General features: G+C 56.9%; 17 protein-coding genes. 9 read left to right on the top strand and 8 right to left on the bottom strand.

Annotation, left to right across the window (positions count from 1 at the left end):
• Positions 1-55: 55 nt before the first annotated feature.
• Together grxD and ACQZ51_RS10015 are read left to right on the top strand one after the other, a co-directional pair.
• Entirely contained in the window at positions 56-391 is a 336-nt protein-coding gene (grxD, locus tag ACQZ51_RS10020) for a Grx4 family monothiol glutaredoxin (RefSeq protein ID WP_042619730.1), read from the top strand.
• Positions 392-526: 135 nt separating this feature from the next.
• A complete protein-coding gene (locus tag ACQZ51_RS10015) occupies positions 527-1,735 on the top strand; it encodes a multidrug effflux MFS transporter (protein WP_448777566.1) in 1,209 nt (402 codons plus the stop codon).
• A gap of 71 nt (positions 1,736-1,806) precedes the next feature.
• Here the strand turns inward: ACQZ51_RS10015 and ACQZ51_RS10010 are convergent, their stop codons facing one another.
• From ACQZ51_RS10010 to ACQZ51_RS09990, 5 genes are all read right to left on the bottom strand, one after another.
• A complete protein-coding gene (locus tag ACQZ51_RS10010; protein WP_448776861.1) occupies positions 1,807-2,631 on the bottom strand; it encodes an inositol monophosphatase family protein in 825 nt (274 codons plus the stop codon).
• A 79-nt stretch (positions 2,632-2,710) separates the two neighbouring features.
• Positions 2,711-3,538, bottom strand: a complete 828-nt coding sequence (locus tag ACQZ51_RS10005; protein WP_448776860.1) for an inositol monophosphatase family protein — start codon at positions 3,536-3,538, stop codon at positions 2,711-2,713.
• A gap of 32 nt (positions 3,539-3,570) precedes the next feature.
• A complete protein-coding gene (ttcA, locus tag ACQZ51_RS10000; protein ID WP_448776858.1) occupies positions 3,571-4,461 on the bottom strand; it encodes a tRNA 2-thiocytidine(32) synthetase TtcA in 891 nt (296 codons plus the stop codon).
• A 70-nt stretch (positions 4,462-4,531) separates the two neighbouring features.
• Positions 4,532-5,461, bottom strand: a complete 930-nt coding sequence (locus tag ACQZ51_RS09995) for a glutaminase (protein WP_448776856.1) — start codon at positions 5,459-5,461, stop codon at positions 4,532-4,534.
• Positions 5,462-5,526: 65 nt separating this feature from the next.
• A complete protein-coding gene (locus tag ACQZ51_RS09990) occupies positions 5,527-7,428 on the bottom strand; it encodes a L,D-transpeptidase family protein (RefSeq protein ID WP_458575369.1) in 1,902 nt (633 codons plus the stop codon).
• A gap of 433 nt (positions 7,429-7,861) precedes the next feature.
• On the opposite strand from ACQZ51_RS09990, the gene fumC reads away from it, so the two are divergent.
• Together fumC and ACQZ51_RS09980 are read left to right on the top strand one after the other, a co-directional pair.
• A complete protein-coding gene (gene fumC / locus ACQZ51_RS09985; RefSeq protein WP_448776854.1) occupies positions 7,862-9,253 on the top strand; it encodes a class II fumarate hydratase in 1,392 nt (463 codons plus the stop codon).
• A gap of 312 nt (positions 9,254-9,565) precedes the next feature.
• Positions 9,566-10,630: a GGDEF domain-containing protein gene (locus tag ACQZ51_RS09980; RefSeq protein ID WP_448776852.1), complete on the top strand. Its 1,065-nt coding sequence runs from the start codon at positions 9,566-9,568 to the stop codon at positions 10,628-10,630.
• Between the two features lie 29 nt (positions 10,631-10,659).
• Here ACQZ51_RS09980 and ACQZ51_RS09975 read toward each other — a convergent pair whose 3' ends face one another.
• Genes ACQZ51_RS09975 through ACQZ51_RS09965 form a run of 3 tightly spaced genes read right to left on the bottom strand, consistent with a single transcriptional unit; the run spans position 10,660 to position 13,522 of the window.
• Entirely contained in the window at positions 10,660-11,268 is a 609-nt protein-coding gene (locus tag ACQZ51_RS09975) for a pyridoxamine 5'-phosphate oxidase family protein (protein WP_448776850.1), read from the bottom strand.
• A gap of 29 nt (positions 11,269-11,297) precedes the next feature.
• Positions 11,298-13,115, bottom strand: coding sequence for a monovalent cation:proton antiporter-2 (CPA2) family protein (locus ACQZ51_RS09970; protein ID WP_448776848.1), 1,818 nt, complete (start codon positions 13,113-13,115; stop codon positions 11,298-11,300).
• A gap of 38 nt (positions 13,116-13,153) precedes the next feature.
• Positions 13,154-13,522, bottom strand: coding sequence for a gamma-butyrobetaine hydroxylase family protein (locus tag ACQZ51_RS09965; RefSeq protein WP_042619363.1), 369 nt, complete (start codon positions 13,520-13,522; stop codon positions 13,154-13,156).
• Positions 13,523-13,703: 181 nt separating this feature from the next.
• Here ACQZ51_RS09965 and moaA point away from each other — a divergent pair, with 181 nt between their 5' ends.
• The 5 genes from moaA (at position 13,704) to mobB (ending at position 18,132) form a co-directional block, all read left to right on the top strand.
• Positions 13,704-14,693 (top strand): GTP 3',8-cyclase MoaA, encoded by a 990-nt coding sequence (moaA, locus tag ACQZ51_RS09960; protein ID WP_448777563.1) that lies wholly within the window; start codon positions 13,704-13,706, stop codon positions 14,691-14,693.
• A gap of 175 nt (positions 14,694-14,868) precedes the next feature.
• Positions 14,869-15,771, top strand: coding sequence for a DMT family transporter (locus ACQZ51_RS09955; protein WP_448776846.1), 903 nt, complete (start codon positions 14,869-14,871; stop codon positions 15,769-15,771).
• Complete coding sequence (locus tag ACQZ51_RS09950) at positions 15,768-16,982, top strand: multidrug effflux MFS transporter (protein WP_448776845.1); 1,215 nt, start codon at positions 15,768-15,770, stop codon at positions 16,980-16,982. The genes ACQZ51_RS09955 and ACQZ51_RS09950 overlap by 4 nt, the downstream gene beginning before the upstream one ends.
• Positions 16,979-17,608, top strand: coding sequence for a molybdenum cofactor guanylyltransferase MobA (mobA, locus tag ACQZ51_RS09945; protein WP_448776843.1), 630 nt, complete (start codon positions 16,979-16,981; stop codon positions 17,606-17,608). The genes ACQZ51_RS09950 and mobA overlap by 4 nt, the downstream gene beginning before the upstream one ends.
• A complete protein-coding gene (gene mobB, locus ACQZ51_RS09940; RefSeq protein WP_448776841.1) occupies positions 17,605-18,132 on the top strand; it encodes a molybdopterin-guanine dinucleotide biosynthesis protein B in 528 nt (175 codons plus the stop codon). Before mobA ends, mobB begins: the two co-directional genes overlap by 4 nt.
• Positions 18,133-18,181 lie beyond the last annotated feature (49 nt).

Below are 18,181 nucleotides of genomic sequence, written 5' to 3'. Positions count from 1 at the left end.
TTATCTAAGAACAAACGAAGCAGCGGCCTTGAACCGCATGTGAAAGGATATGGCCATGAGCGGCATTCACGAAATGATCGACGGAGAAGTGAAGAGCAACGATATCGTGCTTTTCATGAAGGGTACCCCACAGTTTCCACAGTGTGGTTTCTCCGGTCAGGTCGTTCAGGTTCTTGATTACCTCGGCGTGCAGTACAAGAGCGTCAACGTGCTTGCCGATGCAGATCTGCGCCAGGGTATCAAGGATTACTCCAATTGGCCCACCATCCCTCAGCTCTATATCAAGGGCGAGTTTCTCGGCGGTTGTGACATCATCAGAGAGATGTTCCAGTCCGGCGAACTGCAGGACCATCTTCAGGAACAGGGTATCAGCGTCCGCGGCGCGGCATGATTCCGGCCGGTCCAGACCGGCCCCCCTACTTTTAAAAACCTGTCTAGGCGTTGCCCCAAGCAACGCCTTTGCCGTTCTATTGGGACAAATTCTGTGACAAATCCTTCACAATCAGATCCGGCGCGCACCATATCCATGGGGCGTACGGAATTCATCGCGCTGGCAGCGGCGTTGATGGCGCTCAATGCGCTGGCAATCGACATCATGTTGCCTGGCTTGCAGGAGATCGGCGCTTCGCTTGGCGTCGACAATGAAAATCACCGTCAATATGTCATCTCGGCCTATCTGATAGGCTTTGGTATTTCGCAGCTCTTTTACGGGCCGCTCGCTGACCGTTTCGGTCGCCGCACGCCCATGCTGGTCGGCTTGGCGATTTATATCCTCTCGTCCATTGCCGTTATTTTCGTGCCGTCCTTTGCCGGCCTTCTCGTGCTGCGCTTCATTCAGGGCATCGGCTCGGCTGCAACGCGCGTCATTACCATTTCCATCGTTCGCGATATCTATGGCGGACGGCAGATGGCGGAAGTCATGTCCCTGATCATGATGGTGTTCATGGTCGTGCCCGTTATCGCGCCTGGGACCGGACAGATCGTTCTGTTCTTCGGTGATTGGCACCTGATCTTCGGCTTCATGGCTGGCATTGCCGCCATCGTGACCCTGTGGATGTATCTTCGCTTGCCAGAAACCCTGCATGCCGAAGATGTACGTCCGCTCACCGTCGCCTCTGTCTTGCAGGGCTTCAAGATCGTCCTGACCAACCGGATAGCGCTTTGCTATACCATAGCCAGCACGATCATTTTTGGTGCGCTCTTCGGCTTCATCAACTCGGCGGAGCAGGTTTACAAGGGCATTTATGGACTGGGGCCTTGGTTTGCCGCCGCCTTTGCGGGCGTCGCACTCTTCATGGCGTTGTCCTCGTTCCTCAACTCCAAGCTCGTTGGCCGTTTTGGCATGCGCAAGCTGTCGCATGGATCGTTGATCGGCTTCATCGTCATCACCTTCGTGTGGCTCTTGGCACAGATGTACGGGCCACAGCCCATGCCATTCGTACTTTTCATCGTGATGTTTGCGCTCGCCATGTTCCAGTTCGGCCTTATCGGGTCCAACTTCAACTCGCTGGCCATGGAACCGCTTGGCCACGTCGCTGGCACGGCCTCATCGGTCATCGGCTTCATGAGCACGATTGGCGGCTCGCTGATCGGTGCGGTCATCGGCCAGGCCTATAACGGCACGGCATTGCCCATGGTGGCTGGCTTCTTCATCGTGTCGGTCGTGGGGCTGTTGTTCGTACTGCTCGGCGAAAAGGGCGTCCTGTTCCAGCCGCAGAACAAACCCACGCATTGAACATGCGGAATAAAGAAAAGGCGCGGATGGTAACATCCGCGCCTTTTTCGTTTGTACGGCAGAGCCTTGGCTCAGACCGTGAAAATCTTCTCGCGCAGCAGTTCCCAGGTTTCCTCGTTCGCCGTCAGCAAAAGCCCGCCATCGACATGGTGTGGCAGGTAAGGCGAACCATCCAGACGTGCTGCGTAAGCGCCAGATTCCTGCGAAATCAGGGTGCCGGCAAGGTGGTCCCAGGGCATCAGCTTGTTGTACATCAGGAAGTGCATGTGGCCGCCGCAGAAAATGCGGTACTCATGCGCTGCGCAGCGATAGCTCGTGAACAGGCGCACATCGGCCAGATTGTTCAGCAGGCGGCGGCGCACGTCGCCTTCGAAATAGCCGGTATTGGCAATGCCCACCATTTGCGAAAGCTCTGGCGGTGGCACGACGCTCATCTGGGTTTGTGAGCCATCGGCGCTGCACAACCACGCACCGGAACCCTTCTCGGCGATCACCCAGTCATTGCCCATCGGATCGTAGATCAGGCCAGCAACAGTCTCGCCTTTGGAAATCACACTCAGCATGACGCCAAAAAGCGGCAGGCCAGCAGCGAAGTTGAATGTGCCGTCGATGGGATCGACCACCACAGCCAGATCCGCCTCGCCAAGCTTCGTCAACAGGGATGGATCAGCGGCCACTGCTTCCTCGCCCACAAACAGGGCATCCGGCATGAACTCGGCAACGCGTGCCCGGATCAGGCGTTCCGCAGCCTCATCAGCTTCCGTCACAAGGTCGATGGCCTCAGTCTTGATCCGCACATCGCCTTCACCCAGATTGCGAAACCTTGGCAGAATTTCCACTGCCGCCGCTTCTTGCAGGGCGTTGGCAAGAGATGCGATGTCGAGTTCCACGGTCATGGGTCGTTCCTTCCTCAAGGCATGTCGCGTCAATGTGAGGCATTTAGAGCCAGCGACATGCGTTACAACTGGTCTCAAATCATAGGCCGACGATTTCGCGCCGCAGCATCTTCCAGCTTTCCTTGTCAGGGGCGGACAGGATACCGCCTGCCAGATCTCCGGGACGATAGGGCGTGCCATCGAATTTAGCAGTATATCCGCCAGCTTCCTGGTGGGTCAGCACACCGGCCAAATGGTCCCAGGGCATCAGCTTTTCATGGCCTATGAAGTCTATCTTGCCGCTGGCAACAAGCCAGTATTCGTGCGCCGAGCAATTCAGCGAAAGCGCCATCTTGGCCTTCGTCATGTTGGCAGCGATAACCGGGCGGCGCTCCTCGAAGCTATGCCCCCACGAAAACACGCCAACCATCTGTGAAAGATCGACCGGCTTGGCTACATCAAGTTTCGCCTCAGCGCCGTTCTTGCGTATCAACCTTGCCCCAGCACCTTTCACGGAAACAATCGTGTCACCCATTATAGGGTCATGGATGATGCCGGCAACCGTCTCACCCTTGATGGTCACAGCCAGCAATGTTCCGAAGGCTGGCAGGCCAGAGGCGTAATTGAACGTGCCGTCAATGGGGTCGATCACGAAAGCCAAGGGAGCATCGACCAATGCGGGCACGACCGAACGGTCGGCATCATAGGCCTCTTCACCGACAATATGGGCTGTTGGAAAACGTTCAAGCAAAGCAGCGGTAATGCGTTTTTCCGCCAGAAGATCAGCTTCAGTGACGAGATCGATGACCGAGGTTTTTTCCGAAACGTCAGAGGCACTGAGGTTGCGAAAGCGTGGCATGATTTCAGTTACACCCGCATCGGCGACAATGGAAACGAGGTAATCGAGATCGGAGTCGGAAATGGTCATGAAGGGCTTCTTTTAAGGATGAAATGCTGTGCTCACGTAAGCTCCAAGCGTGACGGCTCCGTGACAGCAAGGCCCGCGAAATCAAAAAGCTTAGGGTCAAGAAGATGGGACGGATTGACGTGCGCCATCGCGCGCAACATCACATCTTTGCGGCCAGGCATGCGCCGCTCGATATCCGCCAGCATGTCCTTCATCGCATTTCGCTGCAAGCCGTCCTGCGACCCACACAGGTCACAGGGAATGATTGGAAATTCCATGGCTGCGGCAAATTTCGCCATGTCGTCTTCTGCGCAATAGGCCAGCGGACGCAGCACCATCAGGTTGCCTTCATCATTCATCAGCTTGGCCGGCATGGCGGCCAGCCGCCCACCGTGAAAGAGGTTCATGAAAAAGGTTTCGAGAATGTCTTCGCGGTGGTGGCCAAGAAGCAGTGCATCACAACCTTCTTCGCGCGCAATACGGTAGAGATTACCGCGGCGCAGCCTCGAACAGAGCGAGCAATAGGTGCCGCCCGCAGGCACTTTTTCCTTCACGATGGAATAAGTATCGCGATACTCGATGCGGTGCGGCATGCCGATCTTGGTCAGATATTCCGGCAATATATGCTTTGGAAAGTTGGGCTGGCCCTGATCGAGATTGCAGGCAATGAGCTCAACCGGCAGCAGGCCACGCCATTTCAGATCCAACAGCAGCGCCAGCAGACCATAGCTGTCCTTGCCGCCTGACAAGCCCACCAGCCAGCGCTTCTGACCCTTCAGCATATCGAAATCATCGAAGGCCTGGCGCACATTGCGCAGCAGGCGCTTGCGCAGCTTGTTGAACGAGACGGATTGCGGCACATGCGCAAACAGCGGATGAGCACCACCCTGCTCATCAGGCTCGACGCCCTCTGGCATGTCATCGATTTCTGCGGCAATGGTCATGGCAATCTCGCTTGGTCCTGAACGTTTGAAGCGTCCTTGCCTCAGGCAATGCCCGCATATGCCGCGAAGATCAAGCCCCGAATACGGACCAGCCCATTTCGTTGGCCAGCATTTCCAGCGCAGCCGAACCCAGCGCGGAGTTGCCAACCTCGTTCAGCCCCGGAGACCACACGGCGACGGACGCCTTCCCGGGTGCGACCACCAGAATGCCGCCGCCGACGCCGCTCTTGCCCGGCAGGCCGACATGATAGGCAAAGTCACCAGAGCCATCATAATGCCCACACGTCAGCATCAGCGCGTTGATGCGCCGCGCCCGCTTGTCCGATACCACGGAGTGGCCCGTGACCGGGTTGCGGCCATGATTGGCCAGAAACAGCCCTGCCCGCGCCAATTGAACGCAATTCATGGAAATGGCGCATTGGTGGAAATAGACGCCCAACGTATGTTCTACCGGGTGGTGAAGATTGCCGAAACTGCGCATGAAGTTGGCCAGCGCAAGATTTCTAAAACCCGTCGTCTGTTCGGACTTTGCGACTGAGTTGTCGATGGAAATCGTATCGTCATTGGCCAGATACTGAATGAAACGCAGCAATTCGCCAATGGCCTCGCGCGGCTGATGTCCCGCCAGAACCATATCCGTAATGACGATGGCGCCAGCATTGACGAAGGGGTTTCGCGGAATGCCCGCCTCTCGCTCCAGCTGAACGATGGAGTTGAATGACGAACCGGATGGTTCGCGCCCCACCCTCTTCCACACAGTTTCACCGGCTTTGCCCAACGCAAGCGTCAGCATGAAGACCTTGGAAATACTCTGAATGGAAAACGGAACCCGGGCATCCCCCGCCACATAGGTTTCGCCTTCCACCGTGGTCACGGCAATGCCGAACTGTTTGGGGTCAACCTTGGCCAGTTGCGGGATATAATCGGCAACCTTGCCCTCACCCAGACGAGTCTGCATGTGCTTGCAAATGGAATCGATTACCGTCTGAATGTCCCGCATGGCCCCTGCCTTTTGATAATAAAAAAGCGCCCGTCAAGGCGCTTTCCGTTTTTACTCGCTGGTCGTCAAATAGACGATGAGCGCGTCTTGGTCGTCGCGTCAAAGGCCTTCATGACAGAGCTGTCGCGGTCATATACATCGTCGAAATACTGCACGTGGCCGTCTTTGTCCGGCCATGCTGTGAAGTATGCGACATAGACAGGGATCTTGCCTGGCACCTGCACTGCGCGGTTCTGGCCAGCGGCAATCTGCTTGTCTACATTGTCGATGGTCGTGCCCAGAACGGCAGCGGCCATGCGGCGTGGATCGACCAGACGAATGCAACCATGGCTGAGTGCGCGCATGTCGCGGTTAAAGAAGCTCTTGGCTGGCGTGTCGTGCATGTAGATGGCATGCGCATTCGGAAACAGGATTTTCAGATCGCCGAGCGCATTGTCGCTGCTGGGTGGCTGGCGAACGGAAATCGCGTTTGTCGAACCGTACCAGTCAACGCTCGACGAAGACACGGCGCGTCCATTGACGGAAACTTCATAACCCTGACGATCCAGATAGGATGGATCGCGGCGTAGTTTAGGCAGCATTTCATTGACGATGATGGACTGTGGAACACCCCAATATGGGTTGAATTCCACGGTCTGGATCTCATCCTGGAAGAAGTAGGTCTGGTTGGCCTTGGAGCCGATGACCACCTTCATTCCGAAATCTTCCTTCCCTTCATTATGGTAGTAAGCCATGAATGCGGGCTGGTTGATGAACACGAAGCGGTCACCCAGATCTGCTGGCAGCCAGCGAACCTGTTCCATTGCCACTTCAAGCTTCGCAATCTTGGCTTCGTTGCTGTCGCCGATCATGGCACGCACGGTGGCACGGCCAATTACGCCATCGGCTTTCAGGCCCTTTTCGCTTTGGAACGACTTTACGAGATCAACCAGATCAGGCGTGTATTCCGGCGTCTGCTGGTATCCGGCCAATGTCATGGCATGTTCAGTCTTCAAGCTGGCGGATGAGCGGTGCTCGATGGCCTTGACGACCATTGCCATCTCGGCGTTGTTTTCGCCCGGCTTCAGAACGAGGTCGTTCGGCACCACGATTCTGTTGGTGTTATCCTTGTCCTCGTTGCGCAGCTTAACAAGCTCCGCCTTCAGGGACTGATACTCAACATTGGATGGCTCGCGGCTGCGAAGATAGGCGCCGACGTCAGGGCTCATGCTGGCAAGCTTCAGCACAGGCGCCAGATTGACCGTCTTGCGCTTGAAGTCATGGTAGCCCGACAATTTGTTCGGGTCGACGCGGCCACGGGCCGTATCCTGCACATAGGTCAGAACCTTGACGGACAATGCCAGTTCAAACTGCATCATCGCAGGTGGAATGTTCTGCTCGGCGGCTACGGAAACGTTCTGGACCTGCGCCTGCGGCTCTGCCGAAATGCTGGCGGTCACATCCTGCGATGGCGCGGAAACGGCGTAATCGGCAGGGTTGAGACCGCTGTCACCAACCGTTTCAAAGAATGCGAGAACGGCGCTTGCGCGTTCGCTCAGATCGCCGTTCGACACCCAGATAGGCGCGCCACCGGCGTTGTAATAGGCTTCCACAGCCTTGGCGACGTCAGACGTTGCGGAAACCTTGACACCGGCAAGACCAGACGAAAACTTTGAGCTGTCGATGACGCGCGTGCTGTCTGCCTTGTAGGTGTAATAACGCGGGCCAGCCACGCGTGGCAGCGGCTCGGGGTCCACATCACGGGTGGCAGCGATGCCTGGCTGAGTCACACCCGGAAGACCGCGATCCTGACGCTCACGCTCACGCTCAACCTTGCCCGGTCCACCACGCAGGAGATCCATGAGAGTGACGGCACTGGCTGTGCCTGGCACGCCAGCCGAAACGGAAAGACCGAGAGCCAAGATCCATGCTGCCGATATTTTTCCTGATGTGATTTTCAATGTAATCCTCGCCGCGTCCCGCGCCATCATTCATCGATGCGCATATGAGAAGTATGTGTCTGTCTAGCTGATTGGTCTTCTTTTGGGAAGAAACGGAAGAAGGCCGATCCTTTATCAGACATGGGTTTCCAGCACGAAAAAAATCGTGCTGGCGTGGGCTCCACGTTTGGCCAGAATAGTTAAATTTCTCTTTAGTTTCTTATCATTGAGCAAACAAGTTTTCGTCACGCAGGGGCACTTTCAGCGTCATTTACGTGCCTCCAGTAACGTGACCCAAATGCCACGCTGCCGGACTTTCGGAACCAAGCCATGCGCGGCTTCAAATCCGTGGCGAAATATGGTGTCCGGCTGCTGCGACAGGCTTTCCATGATTGCGCTATCCCTTTATATGTCGGCCCGCGCGCAAAGCCTTAAGCGAAAAGCTGGCTTGCCGGAGGGATACACAGGAGAGGCAGGACTGATGACAGCCACACGCACTGAAACCGACACATTTGGCCCGATCGATGTTGCAAGCGACCGTTACTGGGGCGCCCAGGCACAGCGTTCGCTTGGAAACTTCAAGATCGGCTGGGAAAAGCAACCCGCATCCGTCGTTCGTGCGCTCGGCATCGTCAAGCAGGCCGCCGCCCGCACCAACATGGCACTGGCCGGGCTGGATGCGCAGGTTGGCGAAACCATCATCAAGGCCGCACAGGAGGTCATCGATGGCAAGCTCAACGATCACTTTCCGCTCGTGGTCTGGCAGACGGGTTCCGGCACGCAGTCCAACATGAATGCCAACGAAGTCATTTCCAACCGGGCGATTGAAATGCTCGGCGGCGAGATGGGCACCAAGAAGCCTGTTCACCCCAATGACCACGTCAATATGAGCCAGTCGTCCAACGACACATACCCAACGGCCATGCACATTGCCTGCGCCGAGCAGATGGTGCACCACCTGCTGCCAAGCCTCAAGCACCTGCATGCTGCACTGGATGCAAAGGCCAAGGGCTTTGCCCACATCATCAAGATCGGCCGCACCCACACCCAGGATGCGACACCACTGACGCTCGGCCAGGAATTTTCCGGCTATGCAGCGCAGGTCGCTTCCGCCATCAAGCGCATCGAACTCACTCTGTCCGGTCTTTATGAACTGGCTCAGGGCGGCACCGCTGTCGGTACAGGTCTCAACGCGCCCGTCGGCTTTGCGGAACAGGTTGCCGAAGAGATTGCCAAGATCACCGGCCTTCCTTTTGTTACGGCCCCCAATAAGTTCGAAGCACTGGCAGCCCATGACGCCATGGTCTTTGCTCACGGCGCGATCAACGCCGCTGCGGCCGCGCTGTTTAAGATCGCCAACGACATCCGCTTCCTCGGTTCCGGCCCGCGCGCCGGTCTTGGTGAACTGGCACTGCCTGAAAACGAGCCCGGCTCGTCCATCATGCCGGGCAAGGTCAACCCGACGCAGTCAGAAGCGCTGACCCAGGTTTGCGCTCATATCTTCGGAAACCAGGCGGCAATCACCTTCGCAGGCAGCCAGGGTCATTTCGAACTCAACGTCTACAACCCGATGATGGCCTATAACTTCCTGCAGTCGGTACAACTTTTGGGCGATGCGGCCGTGTCCTTCACAGACAATTGCGTCGTCGGCATTGAAGCGCGTGAAGACAACATCAAAAAAGGCGTCGAAAACTCGCTGATGCTCGTCACAGCCCTCAACGGAAAGCTGGGATATGACGCCTGCGCCAAGATCGCCAAGACCGCGCACAAGAACGGCACGACGCTTCGCGAAGAGGCTGTCGGCGGTGGCTATCTGACCAATGAGGAGTTCGATCAGTATGTTCGTCCAGAGAACATGATCGGCCCTAAATAAACCAAAACCATGGAGGCGGCTCTCATGATCCGCCTCCATTTTTTCTGATTTTCTTGACGAATTTTAAAACACCAAGAAAATTTATAGGACTATAAGAAATTACCACTATAAATTTGTCGGCGTAATGATATTGGGTTGCTACCAAAGATTTTGTTAGGCGAATCTAATTATTTAAAAACAAGGCCTTACAAAGCCGGGGACATACTGGAATATCTGCATTTTCGATAAATACCGATTTTCGTCAATCAAGATTTCCATTAGAACTTTATGATGATCGCGGATGTAAACGCGCCTATTGCCGGGAGTGACTTGATGAAGATGCCGTCAACGTCCAGAGGACTGGATATCTCCGCGCAGATTCTGTTTGCGATGCGCAATATGGGTATCGTTCCCATTCCGCGGAATTACACGCTGTTCTATGAAGCCTATATTGGCTCCAACCCCGATTTGACCAAAGATCTCGCCGCGCTTGGCAATAATGCGACGCAAGAAGAGCTGGACGAGCTCGGCTCGAGATATTTCGATCATAACCACAGCCAACTTCTCGAATCGGCGCGAGCAAAGCTGGCACTAGAGCTAAGCCGGGTACTGGGCGTCCTCCAGCACGAACAGGCGAATCTTGAGAACTACAATCGCATTCTGGATGAGACCCGCGCCGAGATTGCGGACAAGAACCACGCAAGTACCCATCTTCTGCGCACCGCCGTCGCCATGCTTGTCGAGGCGACGGGAAACAAGATGGCGGAAAACGAGACCACTGCGAAAAATGTTGATCGTCACGCCGAGGAAATGCAGCAGGTTCGCCTTGAGCTTGATGAATACAAGCGCATCGCCAACACCGACTCCTTGACGCGGCTTTCCAACCGTCGCGCTTTCGATGAAAAGCTGGCCTCCATGTATGACAGCTCTATCGGCCTGCAGTTTTCGGGGCTTGTGGTGGTGGATGTCGATAATTTCAAGCGTATCAACGATACGTTCGGTCATCCTGTAGGAGACAAGATCCTCGCAAGCGTGGCCTCGGTCATTCGCGCCTGCGTGCGCAAGGATATCTTTGTTGCCCGTAGTGGCGGTGAGGAGTTTGCCATCATTCTCGAAGGCAGCAGCCAGGAAGAAATCCACGGGATGTGCGAGCGGATTCGCACGACGCTTGAAAAAACCCCGTTCCGGCATTCGAAAACAGGAATCGACTACGGTCAGGTCACGATATCTCTAGGCTACACGCTGGCATCGCAAGCGAAAAATCCCGGCGAGCTTTACGCAAATGCCGATATTGCACTTTACCACGCCAAGGAAACGGGACGTAATCGCACGGTGCTCTTTCAGGACGGAATGCAAAAAAGCTACGCTGGAAAAAGCTGGCTCATTTACAAGTCGTAAGGCGCGTTGCCGCGTCTCTCCCCACTTTGTCACCACATGGTTTTTTCGGCAATTTTTGGCCATTCACGATCATAGGTTTCCTGATCGAAATCCGCCTTTGCATCTTTCACCAGCGCGCCGGGCGTCGGTAGAGATGCAGGATCGACGAAATTATCCGGGTTCCACAGTTCCGAACGCAGCAATGCGCGCGCGCACTGGAAATAGACCTCATCAATGGTGAAAACAACGACCGTTCGCGGGTGCTTGCCATCCATTTCGAAGCTGTGAAGCAATTCAGGGTCGATTGACACCTCTGCCGTTCCGTTCACACGCATCGTTGTGTTGGAACCGGGAACCAGAAACAGAAGGGCGACGCGCGGATCGCGCACGATGTTGGTCAGCGAGTCGACACGCTTGTTACCATGCCAATCGGGTAACATCAGCGTCTTATCATCAACAACCCGAACAAGTCCGCCCTTGTCACCACGCGGTGAGCAGTCCAATCCCTCTGGCCCCACGGTCGCCAGCGCCATGAAGGGGGACGCCTCGATCATCCGCCTGTAACCCGGGGTCAGCGCCTCGGTGACCTTGGTGTAGGAGGTTTCCTTCACCTCGCCATAAATAGCTCTCAGTTCGTCTACGGAACGGATGATTGTCATGACGTCATCTCCCTGCCTCGCATAGCGCGTCAGCCTTGCTCCTGCGCCTCTTCGCGGGCCTCTCGTTCTGCACGCTCGCGGGCCGTGCGGGCAGCCACGAGGTCGGCTGGCTGAGAATTGCCGCGCACCAGCGAGCGCCCGGCATAGATACCGCCAACGACCTCGAGCGCGAACCGCTCTCTGTCGACATCGCGGAATTCTTCCACCAACCGCTCGGCAAGATCGGCTTCCTCGCCAATGGCGGTCAATACCTTTCCACTGAAATCCAGAGCTGACTCATAGGTCTCGCGAATCTGGTAATCGACACCCGCCTTCAACAGATCCAGCGCATGGCCTCGATCATAGGCGCGCGCCAACACCGGCACCAAGGGAAATTCGTGCTTCACAATTTCGGCGATCCGGACGGCAGCATCCTTGTCATCCACGCAGATCAGCACCGCACGCGCCGACCCCGCCCCTGCCGCATGCAGAATTTCAGACCGTGAGCCATCGCCGTAATAGACCTTGAAGCCGAAACCGGCTGCATCGCGCACGAAGTCTGCGTCCTTATCGATGAGCGACAGCGTGTATCCACGCGCCAGAAGCGGCTGGCTGACAATCTGGCCGAACCGGCCAAAGCCGATCATCAGAATGCTGCCTTCAACGTTTTCCGGCAAATCCAGATCGCCGGTATCGGGAACATGCTTGGGCATGATGCGATCATGGGCAATCACCATCAACGGTGTCAGGATCATCGAAATGATGATGGTCGCCGTCAGCACCGCATTGGCCTCAGTATCAAGAATGCCAGCGGCGACGGCTGCTGAATAAAGCACGAACGCGAATTCGCCGCCCTGAGCCATCAGCACGGCCCGCTCTATGCTTTCGCGCTGGCACGTGCCCAGCATCCGTGCCACGCAGTAAATCAACAGCGCCTTGATGAGCATGTAGGCGATGACACTCATCACCACCAGTTGCCAGTTGGCGGCAATGACGGTGAGATCGATGGCCATGCCCACACCAAGGAAAAACAGGCCGAGAAGAATGCCGCGGAAGGGTTCGATATCGGCTTCGAGTTGATGCCGGAAGGAGGATTCAGACAGGAGAACACCCGCCAGAAATGCGCCCATCGCCATGGAAAGGCCGCTGACCTGCATCAAAAGTGCTGAACCCAAAACCACCAGCAAGGCCGCCGCCGTCATCACTTCCCGCGCGCCGGATGCCGCAAGAAGCCGGAAGAACGGGTTGAGCAGATAGCGGCCTGCGACGACAAGCGCCACGACGGCGGCAAGTGCGATTCCGATGGAGGTCATCCGCTCCGTCAGCGTCACGGCTTCACCACCTGCACCCAGAAACGCGACAAGGACCAGAAGCGGCACGATGGCCAGATCTTCAAACAGAAGAATAGCGATGATGCGCTGGCCTTTCAGCGTCGACATGCTGTTGCGCTCCTGCAGCATTTGCATGACGATAGCAGTCGATGTCAGCACGAAGCCTGTGCCCGCAACGAAGGACGGCACAAGCGAGAAGCCGAGCGCGAGGCCCACCATCGTCAGGCCCGCCATGCAGGTCAGCACCTGAAAGGCACCGAGCCCGAAAATATCCTTGCGCATGGACCACAGCCGCGATGGCTGCATCTCCAGCCCGATGATGAAGAGAAACATCACCACGCCAAGTTCGGCTATATGGATGATGGCTTGTGAATCGGAAAAGGCACCGAAACCGAAGGGACCTATGACAAGACCGGCGGCGAGATAGCCTAGAACCGAACCGAGGCCTATTCGTTTGAAAATAGGGGCCGCAATAACCCCCGCCGCCAACAGGACGACCACTTGCGCCAGATCGTTTGCATTTCCCTCGACTGCCAAGTGTCACCCCTGTCCCTGCGTGAATTCGTATATGTCTGCTAGCGGAGTTTAGGCTCCCTGCTCAAGCCTTTTTCCTTCAGCTCCTGCTCATATTCAGAGAACAGTGTGTCACCCGTCTGCCCAAGTTCCAGCAGATATCTCCATGTGAAAATCCCGCTGTCGTGACCGTCATCAAATGCGATGCGCACGGCATAGTTACCCGTAGCGACAACGGCGCGGATGCCAACATTGCGCTTGCCCGGAACGGTAACCTTCTGCCCCGGCCCATGGCCCTGAACCTCTGCTGAAGGCGAGAGCACGCGCAGCATCTCGGCGGGCAGATCATGAGAGGCGCCGTTGTCGAATGTCACGACAAGATGTCGCTTGTCTTTCGAGACGCGCAGTTCCGTTGGCCAGGGATCACTCATTTTTCATTTCCGCAACATGATAATATACTGCACACTTATGACCTTGCCGCTCTGCGGGCAAGACACTACATGAAGGCCCAAGCTTCGCCCGCCTCCCAAAGAATGCACTGGAGACTTCAGTTTGAACAGCTTTCTCGGTTCGCTGCCCCACGCGAATTCCCTCACGGAAAGCACGGCACCGATGGTCGATCCCTTCGGCCGCGCCGTGACCTACCTGCGTGTGTCGGTTACGGATCGCTGCGATTTTCGCTGTACCTACTGCATGTCCGAACACATGACCTTCCTGCCCAAGAAGGATCTTTTGACGCTGGAAGAGCTGAACCGGCTCTGTTCCGCCTTCATTTCCAAGGGTGTGCGCAAGATCAGGCTGACAGGCGGCGAGCCACTCGTGCGCAAGAACATCATGCATCTCGTCCGTGACCTCGGTCGCCATGTGCAGGCCGGTACGCTGGACGAATTGACCCTCACAACCAACGGGTCGCAACTGGCAACTCACGCTACAGAACTGTTCGATTGCGGTGTTCGCCGCATCAACGTGTCGCTGGATACGCTCGATCCTGAAAAGTTTCGGCAGATCACCCGCTGGGGAGATTTCTCAAGGGTCATGAGCGGTATCGATGCGGCCCTCGCCGCCGGTATCAAGATCAAGCTAAACGCCGTGGCGCTGAAGGATTTCAACGAGCATGAAATTCCTGATCTCATGCAGTTCGCCCATGAGCGCGGCATGGATCTGACCGTCATCGAAACCATGCCGATGGGCGAAATCGAGGAAGACCGCACGGATCGATATCTGCCGCTGTCGCAGGTGCGCGCATCGCTGGAAGAGCGTTTCACACTTGATGATATCGGCTACCAGACCGGCGGCCCCGCGCGCTACGTCCGCGTCAAGGAAACCGGTGGCCGCCTTGGCTTCATCACGCCAATGACGCATAATTTCTGCGAAAGCTGCAATCGTGTCCGCCTCACCTGCACGGGAACGCTCTATATGTGCTTAGGCCAGGATGATGCCGCAGATCTCCGCACGGCGCTGCGCGCTTCGGATGACAATGCGCTTCTGTCACAGGCCATCGATGATGCCATTCTGCGCAAGCCGAAGGGACATGATTTCATCATAGACCGCACCCACAAGCGCCCCGCTGTTGCCCGCCACATGAGTGTGACCGGCGGCTGATGGCCTTTTCGGAATCCAGACCCGTCTGACGCGAAGCTTTATTCCGTCTTCCAATATAATTCGATTGAATTCGCCTCGGCAGCATGCCACGCATTCAATGTAAGAGGAGTGGGCGGAGTCGTACGATGTGCCTAGCACCGTCGCGGACACCGTTGTATCTGGGAATGTGAATAAAATGGCACTGACGGACAATACGCGCGGCGCGTTGCTCATGACGCTCGCGATGGCTTGCTTCACCATAAATGACGCCTTCACCAAATCCGTCACGCCCTACATCAACACAGGCCAGATCCTTTTCGTGCGTGGCATCATCACCTGCGTGTTGGTCTATGTCATTGCCCGTCAGATGGGAGCGCTGCGACCGATCAAAATGATGCTGCGGCCCATCATCGTCGCTCGCTGCCTGTGCGAGGTTGCGGCATCCATTCTTTACCTCAGCGCGCTGGCGGTCATGGGCTTTGCCAATGTGGCGGCCATCATGCAATCGCTCCCGCTGGCTGTGACACTGGGTGCCGCCATCTTCCTGCGTGAACCCGTCGGCTGGCGGCGCTGGAGCGCCATTCTGGTCGGCTTCGCGGGCGTGCTCATCATTCTGCGGCCGGGCCCCGATGGCTTCACCACGGCAGCCTTGCTGGTCGTTGGTGCTGTCTTCGTTACCGCCGGGCGCGATCTGCTCACGCGGCGCATGTATACCGATGTGCCATCCATGACAGTCACCATGACCACCGCCATCGTCAACACGCTGTTTGGCGCAGCCCTCGTCCTGCCTTTCGGCGGCTGGCAGCCGATGGACGGCTATATCTGGTCGCACCTCTTCGCCTCTGCCGTTCTCGTTGTCATCGGCTATCAGGCTGTCATTCTGTCCATGCGCCGGGGTGAAATCGCCTTCGTGGCACCGTTCCGCTACACCAGCATGATCTGGGCCTTCTCCATAGGCTTTTTCGTGTTTGGAGAAGAGTTGAACGCCTTTATCCTTAGCGGCACGGCCATCATCGTTGCCTCAGGGCTTTACACTTTCTATCGCGAAAGCAGGCGCCGCCAGCCGCCGCTCGCGAAAACATCCACGAGAATACCATGAGTGCGGTCGTTTTTTTAAAGCGGTCGACGCCGCCGCATATTGCGACGCTCGTTCTGATCTCAGGCGTTGCAGCGCTGAGCATGAACATCTTCCTTCCGTCGCTTGCCGCCATGGCCGTTTATTTCGAGACCGATTACGCCGTCATGCAGTTTGCCGTCTCGGGCTATCTGGCAACCACAGCTATTCTGCAACTCGTCATCGGCCCGCTATCGGATCTCTTCGGGCGTCGCCCGGTCATGCTTGTTGCTCTTGCCGTCATGGTTATCGCAACCCTCATCTGCGCGTTTGCACCCAATGTCACCGTCTTTATGATCGGGCGCATGCTGCAAGCTGTCGTGGCATCAGGCTTCGTACTGGCGCGCGCCGTGGTGCGAGATATGGTTCCGGCAGATCAGGCGGCGTCGATGATTGGTTACGTCACCATGGGCATGTCCGTCGTTCCCATGGTCGGCCCCACCATCGGCGGCTTTCTGAATGAATTCGCGTCATGGCACGCCAGTTTCATATTGCTCGCCTTTTGCGGCGCGGCGATCTTCACCCTGGTCTTTTTCGACCTTGGCGAAACGAACACACAGAAATCAGCCAGCTTTTCCGCTCAGTTCAACGCCTGGCCGCAATTGCTTCGCTCCAGCCGCTTCTGGGGCTACGCGCTAACGTCTACATTCTCGTCCGGCCTGTTCTTCTCCTTTCTGGGTGGCGCGCCCTTCGTTGGCAATGTGCTTTACGGCCTGTCACCCGCGGTGCTGGGCATGCAGTTCTTCTTCATGGCGGGCGGTTACATGTTCGGCAACTTCCTGTCCGGGCGCTATGCGCAGCGCATCGGTATCTCGCGCATGATGCTGGCAGGAAACGCCATTGCCGCAGCCGGCATTTTCGTTGCGCTAGCGCTGTCCTATCTAGGGCTGAACAGCCATTACGAATTCTTTCTTCCGCTTGCCCTGATCGGCCTCGGCAATGGCGTGACATTGCCCAGCGCCAATGCTGGCATGGTCAATGTCCAACCGCATCTGGCCGGTTCGGCATCCGGCCTCGGCGGTGCCTTGACCATTGGTGGTGGCGCTGCTTTGGCCGTCCTTGCGTCTTCGCTGCTTTCAAAGGAAGCAGGCACAACGCCGTTATTGCTAGTCATGACGGTGAACGCGCTTCTTGCGCTGGCAGCGAGTGCCTATACAGGCATGCAGGAGAATCGCCATATACGAGGCATGAAATGAACCAAACAGATACGCTGCCTGGCCTTATCCTTGCCGGTGGACTATCGCGCCGCATGGGCACGAACAAGGCGCTCAGCCACCTCGGCGAAAGGCCTCTTCTGTCCCATGTGATTGATCGGGTAACACCGCAGGTGTCACAGCTTGTGCTGAACGCCCCGGAAAACTGGGCCCACGCTTTCGCCCTGCCCCTAGTGCCGGATACAAAGCCCGGTCACGCCGGGCCGCTGGCAGGCATTCTGGCAGGAATGCGCCACTTTGCGGCCCATGCCCCGCAGGCCACGCATTTCCTGACTGTGCCGGCCGATAGTCCGTTCTTTCCGGCGGATCTTTCGGCGCAACTCACACAGCACATCACGGGTAGCGACGCCATCGTCATCGCCGCCTCCAGCGGCCATGTTCATCCGGTCTTCGGGCTGTGGCCGGTCTCGATTGCTGACGATCTTGAGCAATGGCTTGAGGATGACAACAATCGCCGTATCCGCAGCTACATGGCGCGGCATGTCACGCTTGGCGTGGCCTTTCCCCCGGTCGAAAGCGCAACGGTCTCCATCGACCCATTCTACAACATCAACACGCCGGATGAACTCGCAACCGCCGAGACATTTCTGAGGAGCCTGTCTGAATGACGCGGAAAGTATTTGGCATTTCCGGATGGAAAAACTCGGGCAAGACCGGCCTTGCCGTTCGCATCGTGACCGAGCTGACCGCTCGCGGCTATCGTGTTTCCACCATCAAGCACGCGCATCACGATTTCGATATCGAGAAGGTCGGTGCCGATAGCTGGCGGCACAGGCAGGCTGGCGCGCACGAAGTTACCATCGTCTCAGGCACCCGCTTTGCCATCATGCACGAACTGCGCGGCGGGCCGGAGCCGTCTTTCGAGGAAATCCTCTCCCGCATCGCCCCGTGCGATCTGGTTTTGATCGAAGGTTACAAATACGAGCCCATTCCAAAGATCGAGGCCCGAAGGCGGGACGCGGCAAAGACCGAGCCGCTCGCACCCAATGATTTAAATATCATCGCCATCGCCGCCGACCACGCCGTGCCTGACACCCCGCTGCCGGTCTTCGATCTTGATGATACGGCAACCATTGCCGACTTCATCGAGCGCACGGTCGGCCTGACGAGACCTAAGCTGAACCAACCCTGAAATGCGAAAAAGCCGGGCACAAGCCCGGCTTTTCCTATCCTTGAGACGC

The organism is Agrobacterium sp. CG674, assembly GCF_053521645.1.
Note: the sequence above shows the minus strand (reverse complement) of the source record. Positions and strands in the feature narration are given on the sequence as shown.

Bases quoted from the DNA above. Each gene is read 5' to 3' on its own strand.
- ACQZ51_RS09950 (WP_448776845.1), top strand. From the start codon at position 15,768: ATGAGTGCGGTCGTTTTTTTAAAGCGGTCGACGCCGCCGCATATTGCG.
- ACQZ51_RS10005 (WP_448776860.1), bottom strand. From the start codon at position 3,538: ATGACCATTTCCGACTCCGATCTCGATTACCTCGTTTCCATTGTCGCC.
- mobA (WP_448776843.1), top strand. From the start codon at position 16,979: ATGAACCAAACAGATACGCTGCCTGGCCTTATCCTTGCCGGTGGACTA.
- ttcA (WP_448776858.1), bottom strand. From the start codon at position 4,461: ATGACCATTGCCGCAGAAATCGATGACATGCCAGAGGGCGTCGAGCCT.
- fumC (WP_448776854.1), top strand. From the start codon at position 7,862: ATGACAGCCACACGCACTGAAACCGACACATTTGGCCCGATCGATGTT.
- ACQZ51_RS09965 (WP_042619363.1), bottom strand. From the start codon at position 13,522: ATGAGTGATCCCTGGCCAACGGAACTGCGCGTCTCGAAAGACAAGCGA.
- ACQZ51_RS09990 (WP_458575369.1), bottom strand. From the start codon at position 7,428: ATGGCGCGGGACGCGGCGAGGATTACATTGAAAATCACATCAGGAAAA.
- grxD (WP_042619730.1), top strand. From the start codon at position 56: ATGAGCGGCATTCACGAAATGATCGACGGAGAAGTGAAGAGCAACGAT.
- ACQZ51_RS10010 (WP_448776861.1), bottom strand. From the start codon at position 2,631: ATGACCGTGGAACTCGACATCGCATCTCTTGCCAACGCCCTGCAAGAA.
- ACQZ51_RS10015 (WP_448777566.1), top strand. From the start codon at position 527: ATGGGGCGTACGGAATTCATCGCGCTGGCAGCGGCGTTGATGGCGCTC.
- ACQZ51_RS09955 (WP_448776846.1), top strand. From the start codon at position 14,869: ATGGCACTGACGGACAATACGCGCGGCGCGTTGCTCATGACGCTCGCG.
- mobB (WP_448776841.1), top strand. From the start codon at position 17,605: ATGACGCGGAAAGTATTTGGCATTTCCGGATGGAAAAACTCGGGCAAG.
- moaA (WP_448777563.1), top strand. From the start codon at position 13,704: ATGGTCGATCCCTTCGGCCGCGCCGTGACCTACCTGCGTGTGTCGGTT.
- ACQZ51_RS09975 (WP_448776850.1), bottom strand. From the start codon at position 11,268: ATGACAATCATCCGTTCCGTAGACGAACTGAGAGCTATTTATGGCGAG.
- ACQZ51_RS09980 (WP_448776852.1), top strand. From the start codon at position 9,566: ATGAAGATGCCGTCAACGTCCAGAGGACTGGATATCTCCGCGCAGATT.
- ACQZ51_RS09995 (WP_448776856.1), bottom strand. From the start codon at position 5,461: ATGCGGGACATTCAGACGGTAATCGATTCCATTTGCAAGCACATGCAG.